Annotated in this window: 14 protein-coding genes; 7 read left to right on the top strand and 7 right to left on the bottom strand. The window is 62.6% G+C overall.

Going from position 1 to position 15,411, the window contains the following annotated elements; all coding sequences use genetic code 11:
* Nucleotides 1-20 precede the first annotated feature (20 nt).
* Entirely contained in the window at nt 21-440 is a 420-nt protein-coding gene (locus GKC30_RS00425; RefSeq protein WP_155931449.1) for a DUF3592 domain-containing protein, read from the top strand.
* A 20-nt stretch (nt 441-460) separates the two neighbouring features.
* On the opposite strand, the gene GKC30_RS00420 is transcribed toward GKC30_RS00425, so the two are convergent.
* The 3 genes from GKC30_RS00420 to GKC30_RS15090 form a co-directional block, all read right to left on the bottom strand.
* Nucleotides 461-1,345, bottom strand: a complete 885-nt coding sequence (locus GKC30_RS00420; RefSeq protein WP_155931448.1) for a tetratricopeptide repeat protein — start codon at nt 1,343-1,345, stop codon at nt 461-463.
* 171 nt (nt 1,346-1,516) lie between these two features.
* Entirely contained in the window at nt 1,517-3,409 is a 1,893-nt protein-coding gene (locus GKC30_RS00415; RefSeq protein WP_155931447.1) for a methyl-accepting chemotaxis protein, read from the bottom strand.
* On the bottom strand, nt 3,402-3,524 hold the full coding sequence (locus GKC30_RS15090; protein WP_269203793.1) for a hypothetical protein: 123 nt from the start codon (nt 3,522-3,524) through the stop codon (nt 3,402-3,404). Before GKC30_RS15090 ends, GKC30_RS00415 begins: the two co-directional genes overlap by 8 nt.
* 216 nt (nt 3,525-3,740) lie before the next feature.
* Between GKC30_RS15090 and pgm the strand changes: the two genes are divergently transcribed.
* Nucleotides 3,741-5,393 carry a phosphoglucomutase (alpha-D-glucose-1,6-bisphosphate-dependent) gene (gene pgm / locus GKC30_RS00410; RefSeq protein WP_437179095.1) on the top strand — a complete coding sequence of 551 codons (1,653 nt, stop codon included), beginning with the start codon at nt 3,741-3,743 and terminating at the stop codon, nt 5,391-5,393.
* On the opposite strand, the gene GKC30_RS00405 is transcribed toward pgm, so the two are convergent.
* Nucleotides 5,390-6,529, bottom strand: coding sequence for an SPL family radical SAM protein (locus GKC30_RS00405; RefSeq protein ID WP_155931445.1), 1,140 nt, complete (start codon nt 6,527-6,529; stop codon nt 5,390-5,392). The genes pgm and GKC30_RS00405 overlap by 4 nt on opposite strands.
* Complete coding sequence (locus GKC30_RS00400; RefSeq protein WP_367613895.1) at nt 6,522-7,484, bottom strand: ParB/RepB/Spo0J family partition protein; 963 nt, start codon at nt 7,482-7,484, stop codon at nt 6,522-6,524. The genes GKC30_RS00405 and GKC30_RS00400 overlap by 8 nt, the downstream gene beginning before the upstream one ends.
* Before the next feature lie 259 nt (nt 7,485-7,743).
* On the opposite strand from GKC30_RS00400, the gene GKC30_RS00395 reads away from it, so the two are divergent.
* The 5 genes from GKC30_RS00395 (at nt 7,744) to GKC30_RS00375 (ending at nt 13,471) form a co-directional block, all read left to right on the top strand.
* A complete protein-coding gene (locus GKC30_RS00395; protein ID WP_155931443.1) occupies nt 7,744-9,807 on the top strand; it encodes an elongation factor G in 2,064 nt (687 codons plus the stop codon).
* A 160-nt stretch (nt 9,808-9,967) separates the two neighbouring features.
* Nucleotides 9,968-10,693 (top strand): lysophospholipid acyltransferase family protein, encoded by a 726-nt coding sequence (locus GKC30_RS00390; RefSeq protein WP_155931442.1) that lies wholly within the window; start codon nt 9,968-9,970, stop codon nt 10,691-10,693.
* Nucleotides 10,694-12,352 (top strand): ribonuclease J, encoded by a 1,659-nt coding sequence (locus GKC30_RS00385; RefSeq protein WP_155931441.1) that lies wholly within the window; start codon nt 10,694-10,696, stop codon nt 12,350-12,352. It abuts the gene before it with no gap.
* Nucleotides 12,353-12,412: 60 nt separating this feature from the next.
* Nucleotides 12,413-12,922, top strand: coding sequence for a tetratricopeptide repeat protein (locus GKC30_RS00380; protein ID WP_231116978.1), 510 nt, complete (start codon nt 12,413-12,415; stop codon nt 12,920-12,922).
* Between the two features lie 81 nt (nt 12,923-13,003).
* The gene (locus GKC30_RS00375; RefSeq protein WP_155931440.1) at nt 13,004-13,471 is read left to right on the top strand and encodes a hypothetical protein; all 468 of its coding nucleotides are present in this window, start codon (nt 13,004-13,006) and stop codon (nt 13,469-13,471) included.
* Between the two features lie 68 nt (nt 13,472-13,539).
* Here GKC30_RS00375 and GKC30_RS00370 read toward each other — a convergent pair whose 3' ends face one another.
* The gene (locus GKC30_RS00370; RefSeq protein WP_367613894.1) at nt 13,540-14,889 is read right to left on the bottom strand and encodes an L-cysteine desulfidase family protein; all 1,350 of its coding nucleotides are present in this window, start codon (nt 14,887-14,889) and stop codon (nt 13,540-13,542) included.
* Nucleotides 14,859-15,383: a hypothetical protein gene (locus GKC30_RS00365; RefSeq protein WP_155931439.1), complete on the bottom strand. Its 525-nt coding sequence runs from the start codon at nt 15,381-15,383 to the stop codon at nt 14,859-14,861. Before GKC30_RS00365 ends, GKC30_RS00370 begins: the two co-directional genes overlap by 31 nt.
* Nucleotides 15,384-15,411: the final 28 nt, after the last annotated feature.

Raw genomic sequence — 15,411 nt, 5'->3', positions numbered from 1 at the left:
CGGGCCGTGTATCCAATGGCATGACCTTTCTTTCGGGCAAAGGCGTCAGGCGCACTCCGCTCAAGCGAGTGCTGCGCGGGCTCACGGGCTGCGCCGCAGTCGCGTTCATCGTCTATGTCTTGTCCATGGTCCCCTACGACATCCTGCGTGCCGAGCGATTCCGCATCTATGGAGAAACCTTCACGGTCGGCGTGGTCACCGTCCTGCGTGCCGAAGCGGGCGGCAACGACGGTTCCCGGTTCTTGGTGGAGTACAAGTACGTGGACACCGACGGCTTGGTGCGTACAGCCACGGCCAGTCTGCCTTACGATCAGTGGGAGCGTTACCGGCCGGGACAGCGCATCGATGTGCTTTATGCCCGCCAGCGGCCAGCCATTTCGCGAACGCCGGGCGAAATCGAACCGCGCTTTCAGCTCTGGTTGCGGGCCATGCTTCGTTGAAGACGGCGGGCGGCCATGTCCTAGAATTCGAGCTTGTGGGGTTTGCTCGCGGGCGTTGCCGGGGGAGTGCCGGATGCCGAAGGGACGGAGCGTCCGGCAAAGACCTTGGTTTGTGCCTGTCTGACCAGCTTCTGGGCTTCGGAATTGAGCGGATTGCGATCCAGCGCGGCCTGGGCGTTGGTATGGACCTCGCCCCATTCGCGTTTGAGCAGATGCAGCTTGGCCAGCCGCAGATAGAGCCCCTCGCTGGGGCCGAGGCGGCGCATGGCTTCCTTGATCGCATCCATGGCCTTGGCATGTTCGCGCATGCCCTCATAGCAGAGGATCAGGGCGTTGTGGGCGCGTGTGTCCGCAGGCGAGACGGCCAGCGCCTTTGTCAGATACTCGACGGCCTCGGGAAACATGCCGGACATGGCCAATCTGTTGCCGATGTCCGAGTCTATGCCTTCGATGTCCTGGAAATACTCGGAGATTTTGCGGTATAATTTGCGGGCGTCGAGCCTGTTGCCTTCCTTGATCAACTGACTTGCCTTGATCATGTTGTCGTCCAGCACGGCCAGACGTTGGCGCATCTTGGTCAGCCGCGCCTTTTCCATTGCTTCCCCGAGCTTGCCGTGCAGCCGTGTCAGGGTCTGGTAGAAGGACTTCTCCTTGCCGCGTGTGAAGCGCAGACCGTCGGGGAAGAGGCGTTTGATCATTTTCATCTTGTTCAGATCACGCAGGGCCTCTTCCATGTGGGCGTATATCTCGAATTTTTCCGCGCCGAATATCTGGCTTGAGACCAATCCTCGAACGGCGTTGGCCAGACAGCTGAGGGTGCGCATGTAATCGTTCCTGCCCGCGTAGGCGCGGGCGCGGGCGATGTCCTCGCGGATGTCCTTGGCAGTGACCTTGTTGGTTGGCATCGATCAATCTTTCCCGACGGTTGAGACAAAATGGTTCCGCCGTAGGCTAATACAGGGGGACTGTTTTAGCAAGTGCCTGGAAACAACCGTGTGACACGCACCTGCCCGGCCGGGAAAGGGGCGGCGCTCCCGGTCATGCCGGAAGCGCCGCCCCATTGGTTTTGGCGGGATTTACATGCGTTCGAGGCCGTCATTGCCACGGGGCAGCGCCCTGGGAGAACTTCCAGGCACCACACGGATTTCTCCTGTGCGGTCCCGGCCGTTATCGTCGGCCACCGTGAAGAACTCCATAGTCTGCTGCAACTGCACTGCCTGCTGGGACAGTTCCTGGGAAGTGGCCGACAGCTCTTCGGAGAAGGAGGCGTTCTTCTGGACCACAATATCCAGGTGCTCGATGGACTGGGTGATCTGCACGGCTGCCGAGTCCTGCTCCTGGCTGGCGGCGGCCACCTCGTTCACCAACTGTTCGTTGCGCTTGATGTCGGCCACGATCTTCTGGAGCATCTCTCCGGCCTCCTCGGCCACCTTGAGGCTGCTGCCGGTCAGCTCGCTGATCCTGCGTGCGGCCTCGCCGCTATGCTCGGCCAGCTTGCGCACCTCGGCGGCCACCACGGCGAAGCCCTTGCCGTGCTCGCCGGCCCGGGCCGCCTCGATGGCCGCGTTGAGTGCCAGCAGATTGGTCTGCCGGGCGATCTCCTCAATGACCGAGGTCCGGTCCGCGATGTCGCGCATGGAGGCCACGGTCTGCAACACCGCCTCGCCGCCCATTGTCGCATCGCTGGCCATCTTGACAGCCATGTCGCGGGTCTGCCGGGCCACCTCCATGTTCTGGCGGATGCTCGACGCCATCTGCTCCATGGATGCCGATATTTCCTCGACGCTGGCCGCCTGCTCGGTGGTACCCTCGCTCATCTGTTCGGCCGAGGCCGCAATTTCCTCGCTCCCGGAGGCCACGATTTCAGCCGCGGACTTGACGTTGCCCACCACGCTGCGCAGCGAGCCGATCATTTCGCCCAGGGCGCGTGTCAGCCGCCCCAATTCATTGGGGGAGTCGCTGTGGAGGTTCATGGTCAGGTCGCCTTTGGCCAGATTGTGCGAGGCGTGCATGCCCCGCGTTACCGGCGTGACCACCAGGCGGCTCATGAAAAACGCCACCAGCCCGGACACGGCCAGCGCGATGGCCGCGCCGATGCCCATGAGGACGTATCCCTGGCGTACTGCGCCAGCCGCCAGATCAGACTCGTAGGCGGACATGCACACGATCCATCCCGTGACAGGATGGGTCCGGAATGCCATGATCTTGGCCTGGCCCTCCCAGTCGTAGGAGAATTCGCCGTTGCGCATGCTTATGGCCCGGCGCACGAACTCGTTGCTGCTGATATCCGTCAGCGCCAAGGAGCGGTCCACAGGGTGATAGACCAGCCTTCCCGTACCATCAAGGATGAACCCGTATCCTTCATCGCCGATGGCCACGGGGTCCACGAAGTTTTTCCCGAACTCGTCCCAGGCTGAGAAGAGCGCCACGCCGCCGATGATCCTGCCGTGGTCGTCGCGCACTGGTGCACTGAGGGCAAAGGTGAGGGAGCCGTCGGTTCTGGACTTGAAAACCGTGCGCGATACGAAGAAGGCTTCGCCGCCGAGCACGGCTCTGACATAGTCGCGGTCCGAGACGGACAGGCCGATCAGGCTTGATCCGTCGTTCATGCTGCCCGCTGTGGCGTGTCCGGTCGTGTCGAAGGCCATCCCTCCCAAGAGATTGGGATTGTCTCTGACGTAGTTGTCCAGAACCGATTGGGCTGCTCCTGTGCCGGAGCCGAGGGTCGCGACGATTTCCCCTCGCTCGGCCATGGCCCGGGTCGCGGCCAGGGTGTCCTGCACAAAGAGGTCGAGGGCGGCCGTCACGCTGACAGCCTGTCCTTCGGCGGCCCGGGTCTCGCTTTCCAGGCTCATGGCGTAGGACGATTGGCGGACATACACGACCAAGGCGACTACGCCCAGGACGATGGAGGCGATGACGGGGATCAGCACGGCGCTCGCCAGTCTCCTGTTCACGAAATCAAACATTCTGCGACTCTCCTTTGTCTTTCGCCGCCGAAGCGGCCATGTTTCTCGAGAAAACCGCTGCCGCGCCATGGCACTCCTCCCCGTCGCCGATGACCGATTGATCAATCAGCGCCATGTGCAGAGCGAGGCAGCACGTTTTCATTGCCATATCAGATCGGATTATCCTTTTATAATGAATTTTTGTATAATGATTACTATTAATTTTATCCCTTGTCTTGTCGGCCGGCAAGAGAATAACTCCGTGAATACGGCAAGACATGACACGGGGGGTGCTGTGGTGGTATTGTCCGTCAACGGACGCGAACGACGGCAACGAAACGGAGACATGACCATGCAGCCTCACCAATTGGCCGGAAAGCCCGCCCCGAGAGACATCCTCGTCAACATCCCCCGGCTCGTGGCGGCTTATTTTCAAATCAAGCCCGATCCGGCGGATCCTGCCTGTGCCGTGGAATTTGGCACATCCGGCCACCGGGGGTCGTCTCTTGACGGAACATTCAACGAGAACCACATCCTGGCCGTGAGTCAGGCCGTGTGCGAACACCGGGCGTCCCGGGGCATTGACGGCCCGCTGCACCTGGGCATGGACACCCACGCCCTGAGCGAGCCCGCCCTGGCTACAGCCCTGGAGGTCTTCTCCGCCAACGGGGTCGCGGTGCGTATCCAGCGCGATGGGGGGTACACGCCCACCCCGGTGATTTCCCACGCCATCCTCGCCTGGAACCGCGGCCGCAAGACCGGATTGGCCGACGGGGTGGTCATCACCCCGTCCCACAATCCGCCGCGTGACGGCGGCTACAAGTACAATCCCCCCGAGGGCGGCCCTGCCGACACCATGACCACCAGAGCCATTCAGGACCGGGCCAACGAACTGCTCGGGGCCAAGCTTGCGGGGGTCAGGCGAATGCCCCTTGACCGCGCCCTGAAGAGCCCGGCCACCGAGCACTATGATTACATCACCCCTTACATCGTCGATCTGCGCCATGCCGTGGACCTTGATGTCATCCGTGACGCAGGGGTTCGGATCGGGGTGGACCCCATGGGCGGGTCGGGCATAGCCTATTGGGAGCCCCTGGCAGACATGTATGGTCTTGACCTGACTCTCACCAACGATGCGGTGGACCCGGCCTTTGGCTTCATGACCGTGGACAGGGACGGCAAGATCCGTATGGACTGCTCCTCCCCCTGGGCCATGGCCTCGCTCATCCGGCACAAGGACGAGTACGACATCGCCTTTGGCAACGACCCGGACTACGACCGCCACGGTATCGTCACCAGAAGCTCCGGTCTGCTGAACCCCAACCACTACCTGTCCGTGGCCGTCCAGTATCTCTTCACCCACCGTCCCGGTTGGTCGTCCGACGCGGCCGTGGGCAAGACCCTGGTATCCAGTTCCATGATAGACCGGGTGGCCGCCAGCCTGGGCCGCCGTGTGCACGAGGTGCCGGTCGGCTTCAAATGGTTCGTTGACGGACTTCTCGACGGTTCATGCGGGTTCGGCGGCGAGGAATCGGCCGGGGCCAGCTTCCTGCGGCGCGACGGCACGGTCTGGACCACGGACAAGGATGGCATCATCATGGACCTGCTGGCCGCAGAGATCACGGCCCGCACTGGGCGCGATCCCGGCGAGCTTTACTGCGAACTGGAAAACGAACACGGCACATCGGTCTACGAGCGCATGGACGCCCCGGCCTCTCCCGCGCAAAAGGCCGCTTTCTGCTGCCTCACGCCGGACATGGTAGTAGCCGATACCCTGGCCGGAGAGACCATCCGCGCCAAGCTCACCCGCGCACCCGGCAACGATGCGCCCATCGGCGGCCTCAAGGTCGTCAGCGACAACGGCTGGTTCGCCGCTCGTCCCTCGGGTACCGAGAGCATCTACAAGATATATGCGGAATCATTCAGGGGCGCGGATCACCTGAAGGCCATCCAGCGCGAGGCCCGGGCCATGGTGGACGCCGTCTTCCGCAAGGCCGGAGTTTAGGCCGGTTCCTTTCCACGCTGTGCACCGAAGGCCCTGGTCATCAGGTGGTTGGCGAGTCCGCCGAGGTCTTTCGGGGTGTAGCCGAGGACCTGTTGCCAGACTTCCGAGGATTCCATGCAGAAGTAGAGCTGTCTGTTCATGCCGTGGCCGCGCAGACGGTTGACCATGAAGGCGAATTGCTCAAGGCGCAGGGGGCGGAGCAGGCGGGCCTTGCCGTCGAGACCAGGAACGAATTCGTTATATATGTATGTGGCCTGTGGGAAGTTGTCGGCGATGATGGGCGTGAGCTGCGGCATGCAGCGAAAGGAGCCGAGGCTCATGTAGGCGATCTGGGACGGCGTGAGATAATCGAAGATCATGTCGATGGTCCGGGCATACCCCTCGCGCCAGCCGGGGAAGTGGATGATGGGATCGAAGTGGAGGCAGACCCGGAATCCGGCCTGGGCGCAGATGCGGGCCGCTTTCAGGCGCTGAGTCAGTGTGGAGACGTGGAACTCCTCGTGCTCGTTGATGAAGGGCGCGTTCAGCGACCAGGCGGGCAGGACGCGATCCGTGCGTTTGGCCGCGTCCATCCAGGAGAGATCCACCACCTTGGATTTGAGTTCGAGAACCACGTTTTCGTGGTCATTGAGGAAGGAAACCAGGTCGCGGCTGTATCCGGTGAGGTGTTCGAGGGCAAGGGAGTCGGTGAACTCCCCGGTGCCCACGCGGAACCGGGTGGTGCGGTCGGCGCCGAAGGCGTCGGCGAGCTGGGTGAAGAGGTCGTCCTGATTGGCCCAGATCTTGAGGACGCGGTCCTGAAAATAGGCCTGCAGGATGCAGTAGGAGCAGGCCATGGGGCAGTTCTCGCCGATATGGATGATACGGTAGGCGCAGCAGTGGTAGGCGCGGGTGCCGGGGCAGAAGCGCAGAAATTTTCCTTTGTAATCCTTGAGATAAAGTGCCTGGGCATCGCCTTGGTCAAAGAGGACCCGGTCGGTTCCTGCCGGAACCACGGTCCAGGGAACCTGGGCGTGGGTGGAGGCGGCCAGCCGCTTGCGGACACGGCGGGCCAGAGGCGAGTCGGCCATGGATTCGTCCACAAAGACCTGGGCGATGCGGCGCAGGTGTGGGGGCAGCTGTGCGGGATCAGTCATGGTCTGTGGTGGCCTTCCAGAGTTGATGCCAGCTCGGGCGTTCGGCCATGATCTGAAGGTCGCGGACAGCGCGTTCGAGTTGGTCTGGGCTGGCGATGCGGGCAGAGAGTTCGACCCCGTCTGTTTCAAAGTGGTCGGGTTGGGTGATGCGCCACCGGGTGCCTGTCGTCAGGTCGCTGGCTGCGGCTGTGAATCGTGCCTGCATGGCGCTCAAGGTGGGATGGCGAGCCTCGCGGGCCAGGGCGGCCAGCCGCGACATGGCGTCCTTGGGCGAGAGGCCGCGCTGTGTCGTCTGCTCCATGCCCTGTTCGGTCATGATCCGAGCCACGGGTCTGCCGGTCATCCTTGCTGCCTCGAAAAGCCAGGTGAGCAGGTTGACGGCATTGGAGCGTGACCAGGACAATTCGGCGAAGAGCGGTGCAACGGCCTGCCGGTCCGCATCGGTCATGCGGGACAGAACGGTTCCGGCTGCCAGGGGAACGCGTCCGGCCGCGAGGTTGCCCTGCCATTGCTTGGGCAGGGAGAGCCAGTCGGCCAGGAGTTTCGCGTCGCGGCTGCCGGGGGTGATACCCAGGCAGGGCAGGACTTCTTCGGCCAGCCGGGCATCATCGAGCAGGGGACGGAAGTGGTGCCAGGCGGCCAGTCGCATGGCATCGTCCAGCGGGCGCTGGGCGTTGTCGGCCAGATAGAGTAGGCCGGGCTCGGCCGGGTTTTCCGTTTCCACCAGTCTTGCCAGTACCGGGCGGCCCAGTCGGCCCAGAGCCGCAACCCGGGCGTACCCGGCCACCAGCTCCAGCCCGCCTGCAGTCGTACGGACGAGCACCGGCTGAATCTGCCCGTGGCGTTCGAGGGAGCACATTAGGGCGGGAGAAGGGGCGGTGGCCCAGAAGAGGTGCGTCCCGGCGGTGCGGATGGCGCTGGCCGGGGTGGTCACTGTCTCGTTTGAAAGATGCACTTTGGGCTCCTGCTGTGTGCTTGCCGGGGGATAACCGTTCGGGAATGCGGGACTTTGTTGCCCATTATTGGCGTACTCCGCTAAAATTGCCAAAAAAAACAGTGTCATGGGGGCATGTTTTTCGGGTCGCCCCCCTTGACAATCTCGCGTTGCTCTTCCTATAGGACTAAACCTGTGAAAAACCAAGTGCCAGTGATGCCACGGGGCCGGAGGTTCCCCTGATCATAGGAAAAACCAATAAATACCAGTGGAGTAGAAAATGCCTGACCTGAAGACACAGAGAACGTACGCATTCGTCGGTCACGGCGGCAGTGGAAAGACCACGGTTGCCGAAATGCTGCTTTTCAACGCCGGCGTGATAAATCGTTTGGGCAAGGTCGAGGAAGGGAGCACTGTTCTGGATTACGAGCCCGAGGAGATCAAGCGGCGCGGGTCCATCCAGCCCGGCGTCGCCACCTTCAAGTGGAAGAAGAACGACCATTTTCTCATCGACACTCCGGGCGACTCCAATTTTTCCGGGGATCTTTCCTACTCTCTCACCGCTGCCGACGGCGCGGTACTGGTCATCGACGCGGTGGACGGCGTCAAGCCGCAGACCCGCAAGGTGTGGCAGCTGGTCCAGGGCATGGGGTTGCCCGCCATGATCGTGATCAACAAGATGGACCGCGACCGGGCCGAGTTCGACACCGCCTTTGCTGGCATTTCCGACGCCCTGGGCGCCCGCCCGGCGCTGCTCTACTACCCTGTGGGGAGCAAGGAGCAGTTCCGGGGCGTGGTGGACATGATGTCCGGCAAGGCGCTGATGTTCGGCGCTGACGGCGCGGTATCAGAGGAAGCCATTCCAGACGAGGTGGCCGACGAGGTGGAGGCCCTGCGCGAGGCCATGATAGAAAACATCGCCGAGAGCGATGAGGAACTGATGGAAAAGTACCTGGAGGAGGGGCAGCTCTCCCCGGACGACATCACCCGCGGGTTGCAGGCGGGCGTGGCCGCGGGCGAGCTGGTGCCCGTGGTCGTGGCCTCTGCCCTGAACAACCAGGGCGGCCAGATGATTCTCGACACCGTTCAGAGCCTGTTACCCGGCCCCCTGGCCCACAAGCCATGGGAGGGGGACGAGGGCGAGCGCTCCGGTTCCCCGGACGAGCCCCTGGCCTGCTTCGTCTTCAAGACCCTGGCCGATCCCTTTGCCGGGCAGCTGACCGTGGTTCGCGTCCTTTCGGGTGAACTCAAGCCCGATTCGGCCCTGCTCAACGCCAGCAATGGCGAGAAGGAGCGCGTGGGCCAGCTGCTGCTCATGAACGGCAAGGAGCAGACCCAGTCCAAAACACCCATGGGCCCCGGCTCCATCGTTACCCTGGCCAAGCTCAAGAACACCTCGACCGGCGACACCCTGACGGCCGAGAAAAGCGGCTTTGTGCTCAAAAAGCCAGAGATGTCCCCGCAGCTCATCACCTTTGCCCTGGCTCCGGCCGAGAAGGGCGACGAGGACAAGGTCTATGCCGCCGTGGCCAAGCTCCTTGACGAGGACATCACCCTGACCCTGAGCCGCGACGAGGAATCCGGCGACATCCTGCTTTCGGGCATGGGCCAGAACCATATCGAGGTCTCGGTGGAGAAGGCCAAGCGGCGCTACAAGACCGATATCGTGCTCAAGACTCCCAAGGTGCCGTATCGCGAAACCTTCAAGACTGGTGCCCGCGAGATCCAGGGCCGCCACAAGAAGCAGTCCGGCGGCCGCGGCCAGTTCGGCGACTGCTGGATTCATGTCGCCCCCAGGGGCTCGGGCGAGGGCTACGAGTTCGTGGATCAGGTGGTGGGCGGCTCCATCCCGCGCCAGTTTATTCCGGCCGTGGACAAGGGAATCCAGGAGACCGCCGCCCGGGGTGTGCTGGCTGGTTATCCGGTCATTGATTTCCAGGTCACGCTCTACGACGGCAGCTACCACTCCGTGGACTCGTCGGAAATGGCCTTCAAGGTGGCCGGCTCCCTGGCCTTCAAGAAGGCTTGCGAGAAGGCCAAGATGGCTCTGCTCGAGCCGATCATGCTCGTCACCGTGGCCGTGCCCGATTCCTTCATGGGCGATGTCATTGGCGACCTCTCCTCGCGGCGCGGCAAGGTGCTGGGGTCCGACTCCCAGGCCGGCATCACCGAGGTCAAGGCCCATGTGCCCATGGCCGAGATGCTCAAGTACGCCCCGGATCTCAACTCCATGACCGGCGGCCAGGGCACCTTCTTCATGGAGTTTGCCTCCTACGAGGAATGCCCGCCCCAGGAGGCGGAAAAGGTCATCGCCGCCCACAGGAAGGGCAGCGAGGACGAGTAGGACCGAACCCAGGCAATAACGGGACGGCGGGTCATTCCGTCGTCCCGTCTTCTTTTCGGGCGTCCGCAGACATCCGGCTCTTCGTAATGGGCTGGTTGCGCACTTGTTTCGCGCAGGAATATGGTTTACTCAGTCGTGAGTCAACACCACGAGGATGCCCATGTTTCGACGCGTTTTTTTTATCCTGCTCCTGATACCTGTCACCATCTACTACAGCATCCGCATGCTTCGCGTGGACCGGGAAAACTCCACGCCCGAGGAGTACGACTTCTGGGGGCTGGCCTGGGGGGCGGCCGCCGTGCGCCTGGCCGGGGTCAAAATCGAAGCCGACATGGGCGAGATCGACCCCAAGGGCCACTATGTCTTCATCGGCAACCACCAGAGCAATCTGGACATTCCGGTGCTCTTTACGCTGCTCAAGGGCAACAGGATTCGCTTCGTGGCCAAGAAGAGCCTCTTTGACATTCCCCTCTATGGCCGGGCGTTGGCCCACGCTGGGCACATTTCCATCGACCGCGACAACCGCCGGGCCGCCATGGAGAGCCTGAGCGCCGCAGTGGAGACGGCCCGCTCCGGCATCTCGCCGCTGATCTTTCCCGAGGGCACGCGCAACACCGAACTGGACGATCTGATGGAGTTCAAGATCGGCGGCATGATCCTGGCGCTCAAGTGCGGTCTGCCCGTGGTACCCTTCGTTATGACCGGCACCGGCAAGATCATGCCCAAGGGGTCGAAAATCATCGACAATCGTCATCTGATCCGATTCAAGGCCCTGCCGGTCATTGACCCGGCCAAGTACACCATCAAGGACCGCGATGCCTTCAAGGACGACCTGCGCCAGATGATGCGCACCGCCTACCGCGAACTGCTCGCCAAGGATGCCTAAATGACGGACTCTCCTTGTTTCAGCGTTCACCCGCTGGGCGGGCTGGGCGAGATCGGCATGAACTGCATGGCTTTCAAGACGCCGCGCTCCATGGTGCTGGTGGACTGCGGCCTGATGTTCCCCGAGGACTACCACTTTGGCGTGGACGTGGTCATTCCCTGTTTCGACTTCGTGCTTCAAAACAAGGCCATGCTTCACGGCATCGTGCTCACCCACGGTCATGAGGACCACATCGGCGCCTTGCCCTGGCTGCTCCAGAATGTGGACGTGCCCGTCTACGGCAGCCAGTTCACCCTGGGGCTGGTGGAGAACAAGCTGCGCGAGCACGATCTCGCCCGCTGGGCCGATCTTCGGCCGGTCCGGCCCCATGATCGTGTGCTCCTTGGCGATTTCACCTTCAATTTCTTTCCGGTCTGCCATTCCATCATCGAGGGGTATGGTCTGGGCATTGAGACCCCGGCGGGTCGGGTGGTCCATACCGGCGATTTCAAGATCGACCGCAATCCCCTCGGCGGCCACGCCACAGACCTCAATGCCTTCCGCCGGTTTTCCGAGCCGGGAGTGCTGCTCATGTTCTCGGATTCCACCAACGTGGCCCGGGAGGGGTTCGCCCTGACGGAGCGGGAGATCAAGGTCAGTCTGCGCGAGATTTTTTCCACCGCCAAGGGACGCATCCTGGTCTCGCTCTTCTCGAGCCACATCCAGCGCATCCAGGAGGTCGTTGATCTGGCGGACGCCGAAGGGCGCAAGGTGGCCGTTTCCGGCAAATCCCTCTTGCGCAACATTGAGCTGGCTCGCGACATGGGCTACCTGCGCATTCCCAAGGGAACCCTCATCGAGCTGGACCGGCTGGACGAGTTCGGCGATTCCGAGCTGGTGCTGCTTGTCACCGGCTCCCAGGGCGAACCCCTGGCCGCGCTTTCGCGCATGTCCATGGGCGAGCACCGGCAGATCACGGTCAAACCCGGCGATCTGTGCATTCTCTCGTCCCGTTTTATTCCGGGCAACGTGCGGGCCATCACCCGTGTCATCAACAACCTCTATCGCCTCGGGGCCGAGGTGCTTTATGAAAAGATGCACGGCGTCCATGCCTCGGGCCACGCCCATGCGGGCGAGCTGACCCTGATGCTCGAAGCCGTGCGGCCCCGGTATTTCATTCCTGTTCACGGCGAGTATCGTCATCTGGTCAAGCACGCCCGGCTGGCATTCGAGTGCGGGGTGGAAGAGGAAAATGCCCTGGTGGTGGAGAACGGCCAGTCGGTGGCCTTTGAGGCCGACGGCTCCATGTATTTCGGTCGGCCCTTCAGGGCAGAGAAGATTCTGGTGGACGGCAAGGGGGTCGGCGATGTGGGCCAGAGCGTGCTGCGCGAGCGCCAGTTGCTGGCGGGCGAGGGCATGGTCATCGTGGTCCTGGTGGTGGACGAGGCCACCGGGGAGATCAGCATGGGGCCTGACATCATGTCCAAGGGGTTCGTCTTCGAACAGCAGTATATGCACCTGCTCGACGACGCCAAATGTATCGTGCTGGATGTGCACGAAAATATCGCCCCTGGCGAGACGACCAAGCTCAAGGAACGCATCCGTTCGGCCTTGCGCCGTTTTTTCCGCAAGGTGCTCGGGCGCGACCCGGTGGTTGTCCCCCTGGTCATTTCCATCTGAGTTTCCACGCCTGTTGCCTGATGTATGGACTTCACGACAAGATTGGACTAATGATTGGACATGCTGAAGAATTATAACCTTGCCAGCGAGGATGTGACGATGAAGAGGATACTGATGGTTGCCATGTTGCTGGGTGTTGCCGCTGCGCTGGCCGCATGCGGTGGACAGCGGACCGCTCTGGACCAAGGGGTTGCTTTGTATAAGCAGGGGGATTGCGCCGCCGCCCAGCCGTTCTTCGACCAGACCATCGCCCGGCCCAACGAGACCATGGACATCGCCTATGCCTATTTTCTCAAGGCGAAGTGCGCTGAAAATGCGGGTGATGCTGCCGGGGCCTACGAAAATTACTACGCCGCCAAGATAGTGGTCTGCTACGATGTGGCAACCAGCACCGAGCACGAGAACCTGAACACCTATGCACGTAGCGAGTATTGCGAGCGCATTCTGCCGGACACGCTCCACAAGCTCGCCCCGGATGTGGGCGCGGCCGAGGTCAAGGCCATTAAGGCCAAAATAAATGCCGAACTCAACGCCCGGTACATGCAGCAGTTCTCCACCAGCACCAAGTGAGCGAACGACGCCCCGCTTGCCGGGGCGTCTTCTTTTTGGGGCCGCCTGGGCGGCTGGAACGTCATTGCGGGGGAGGGCGCCATGCCTATCAAGGATTATGCCGAGATGGTCGAGAGGGTGCAACGGGCTCTTGGGCGCGGATTTGCCGAGGAGCCCTGGATGCTGAACATGCCCGGCCGCTCCATTGCCTGCAAGATCGATCATTTGCACTATCTGGCGGTGATGCCTGCCTTTGTCGATCAATTGGGTCGCATGGCCGGGATGTTTCCCGATCAGGTTTCCGAGTGCCTGGTCCGTACCGGCAACTTCATCACCAGGAGCCCTGACCGTCAGCCTGAGGTGAGCCTTACCGTGGGCTGGGGAGGGCGCCCTGTGACCATCCGCGCCGCCTTTGTGGACGCAGACTTCATCGACAGGGCGGTCAGGACCTACGGCGGCCTCGCAATGCCGCTGCACCTTTCGGATCTGAGGATCAGCGTGGCCGACAGGGAGCGGGTGGAAGCCTTCTTCGAGGGCAAGACCCCGCCTCAGGCTCTGGTCTATTTCTAGACTTTTTCGATACAGTGGTTTCAAGCCCTGTCCGCTTGCGTGGGCAGGGCTTTTTCGTGGAGGCGGGGCTATGCCTCGGCAAGCCTCTTGCGCAGCATGATGTCGAGGATTGTCCGGTCGGTCTGGATCATGCCGTCCACGGCCAGAGTGCCGATGTTGCGCATGGTGTCTTCGGAAGAATCGCCGATGATGCCATCGCTGGAGTGGACGTTGACCCCGTGCAGGGCGAAGAGGGCGGCCTGTACCGCCGTGCCGGCTGCGGTGGACAGCTTGAGGGCGCATCCGGCCTTGGCCCCGTCGCAGATGATGCCCGCCAGGTCTTCGAGCAGGTTCTTGATGGCTCCGGCGATGTGGACGGCATCGCCGCCGAGCAGGTAGGTGATGCCTGCCGTGGCCCCGGCCCCGGCCGCCACCGAGCAGCCGCATATGGCCGAGAGTCGGCCCGTGTGGGCCTTCACAAAGGCGGTGACGATGTGTGAGAGGGCTATGGCTTCGAGCACGGTCTTCTCGTCGGCATCGTCGATGAAGTCCTTGACCGCCCAGATGGGCAGTATGGCAGTCAGCCCGTGGTTGCCCGATCCGGCGGAGCTCATGGCCGGGAGCGGCACGCCGGACATGCGGGCGTCCGCCGCGCTGGAGGCGAGAATGCGCGCTGCCAGGACCATGTCCTTCTTGATCAGCCCTTGGCGCACCAGCCGCTCGAGGGTCTTGCCCACGCCAAGGCCCAGCCCGTACTTGAGACCCTGCTCGGCCAGACGCATGTTCACATCGACCCCTTCGCGCACAAAGGCGAGGTCTGCCTCGTCCAGGTCATCGGTCAGGGCCATGATTTCGGTCAGGGAGAGTCCCTTGAGCCATTCCTCCATCTCCACGAGTCTGGCGTGGCCGTCCTCGCCGTGGGGCTTGAGCAGCGGGCTTGGCACAGGCCGTCCGTTGAGGGTCAGGCTGGTGATATTGTCGTGCAGCCCCTCGATAACGCTCTCGGCCACATCGTCGCCGCGCCGGATCACGCTGCGTACGAAGAGTCCGTGGCGGTCCTTGAGCAGCGAGACGGTGATCTTCCCGGCGGCAAGGGTGGCCTTGGCCTCGGCCACATGGCTGTCAAGAATGGGGCGGAGCACTTCGAGGCGCAGGGAGGGATCGCCGCCGGATGCGCCCAGGGCGGCGGCCATGTCCAGGCCCGAGAGCCCGCCTGTTCCGGGAATGGAGACGGCCAAGCCGTTCTTGTAGACGTTGGGGTCCAGGAATATTTCCATGGAATCGAATCCCGTGTCGGGCAATATCGACACGGCGGCCGCAGCGCCCAGGGCGATGGCCACCGGCTCGGTGCAGCCCAGGGCCGGGGCCACCTGCATCGAAAGAACATCCTTGACCGAGAAGGGCATGGTCAGTTGCTCCTGGCTGTGCTTTTGGGACATGACGCACTCAGGTAGCACACCTCGCACCCGCCTGCATAGGGATAGGGCGTGAGTACCGCGTATTTCCGGTTGACCGTGCCCTCCTGGTTCCAGGTCAGCCCCAGCTCGGAAAAGGCTCCGAGTACGCCCTCGCCGGGTCTGGGGAGCGGCGCACAGTTGCCGTCAGAAAGCTCGGGAACAAAACCCTGGGCCGCGCTCATGACCATGGTGATGGCCAGGGCGTGGAAGAGCAGGCCATGGGTGGGCGAGTCCTGCCAGACGCCTTCAATGGTGTCCTCGACCTCTTGATCAAGGAAGATAAGCAGAAAGCTGCCCGCTCCGTCGGGGTTGGTCAGCTTGTATGCCTTGAGGTTGTTGGCGGCCCATTTGTCCCAGAAAGGTTCGAACTCTTCCATCGCCTCGTGGTCCACGCGGGTTTCCCCAGCGATTTCCATAAAGTACATGATGTCGAACTCGGGCATGGGTGAAAGGGGGGTGATCTCGTATGCGGCCATGGATGGTCTCCTCGTGTGGTGTCATGGA

The organism is Pseudodesulfovibrio alkaliphilus, from assembly GCF_009729555.1.
Lineage (GTDB): Bacteria > Desulfobacterota > Desulfovibrionia > Desulfovibrionales > Desulfovibrionaceae > Pseudodesulfovibrio > Pseudodesulfovibrio alkaliphilus.
This window is presented reverse-complemented; position numbering and strand designations above follow the sequence as displayed.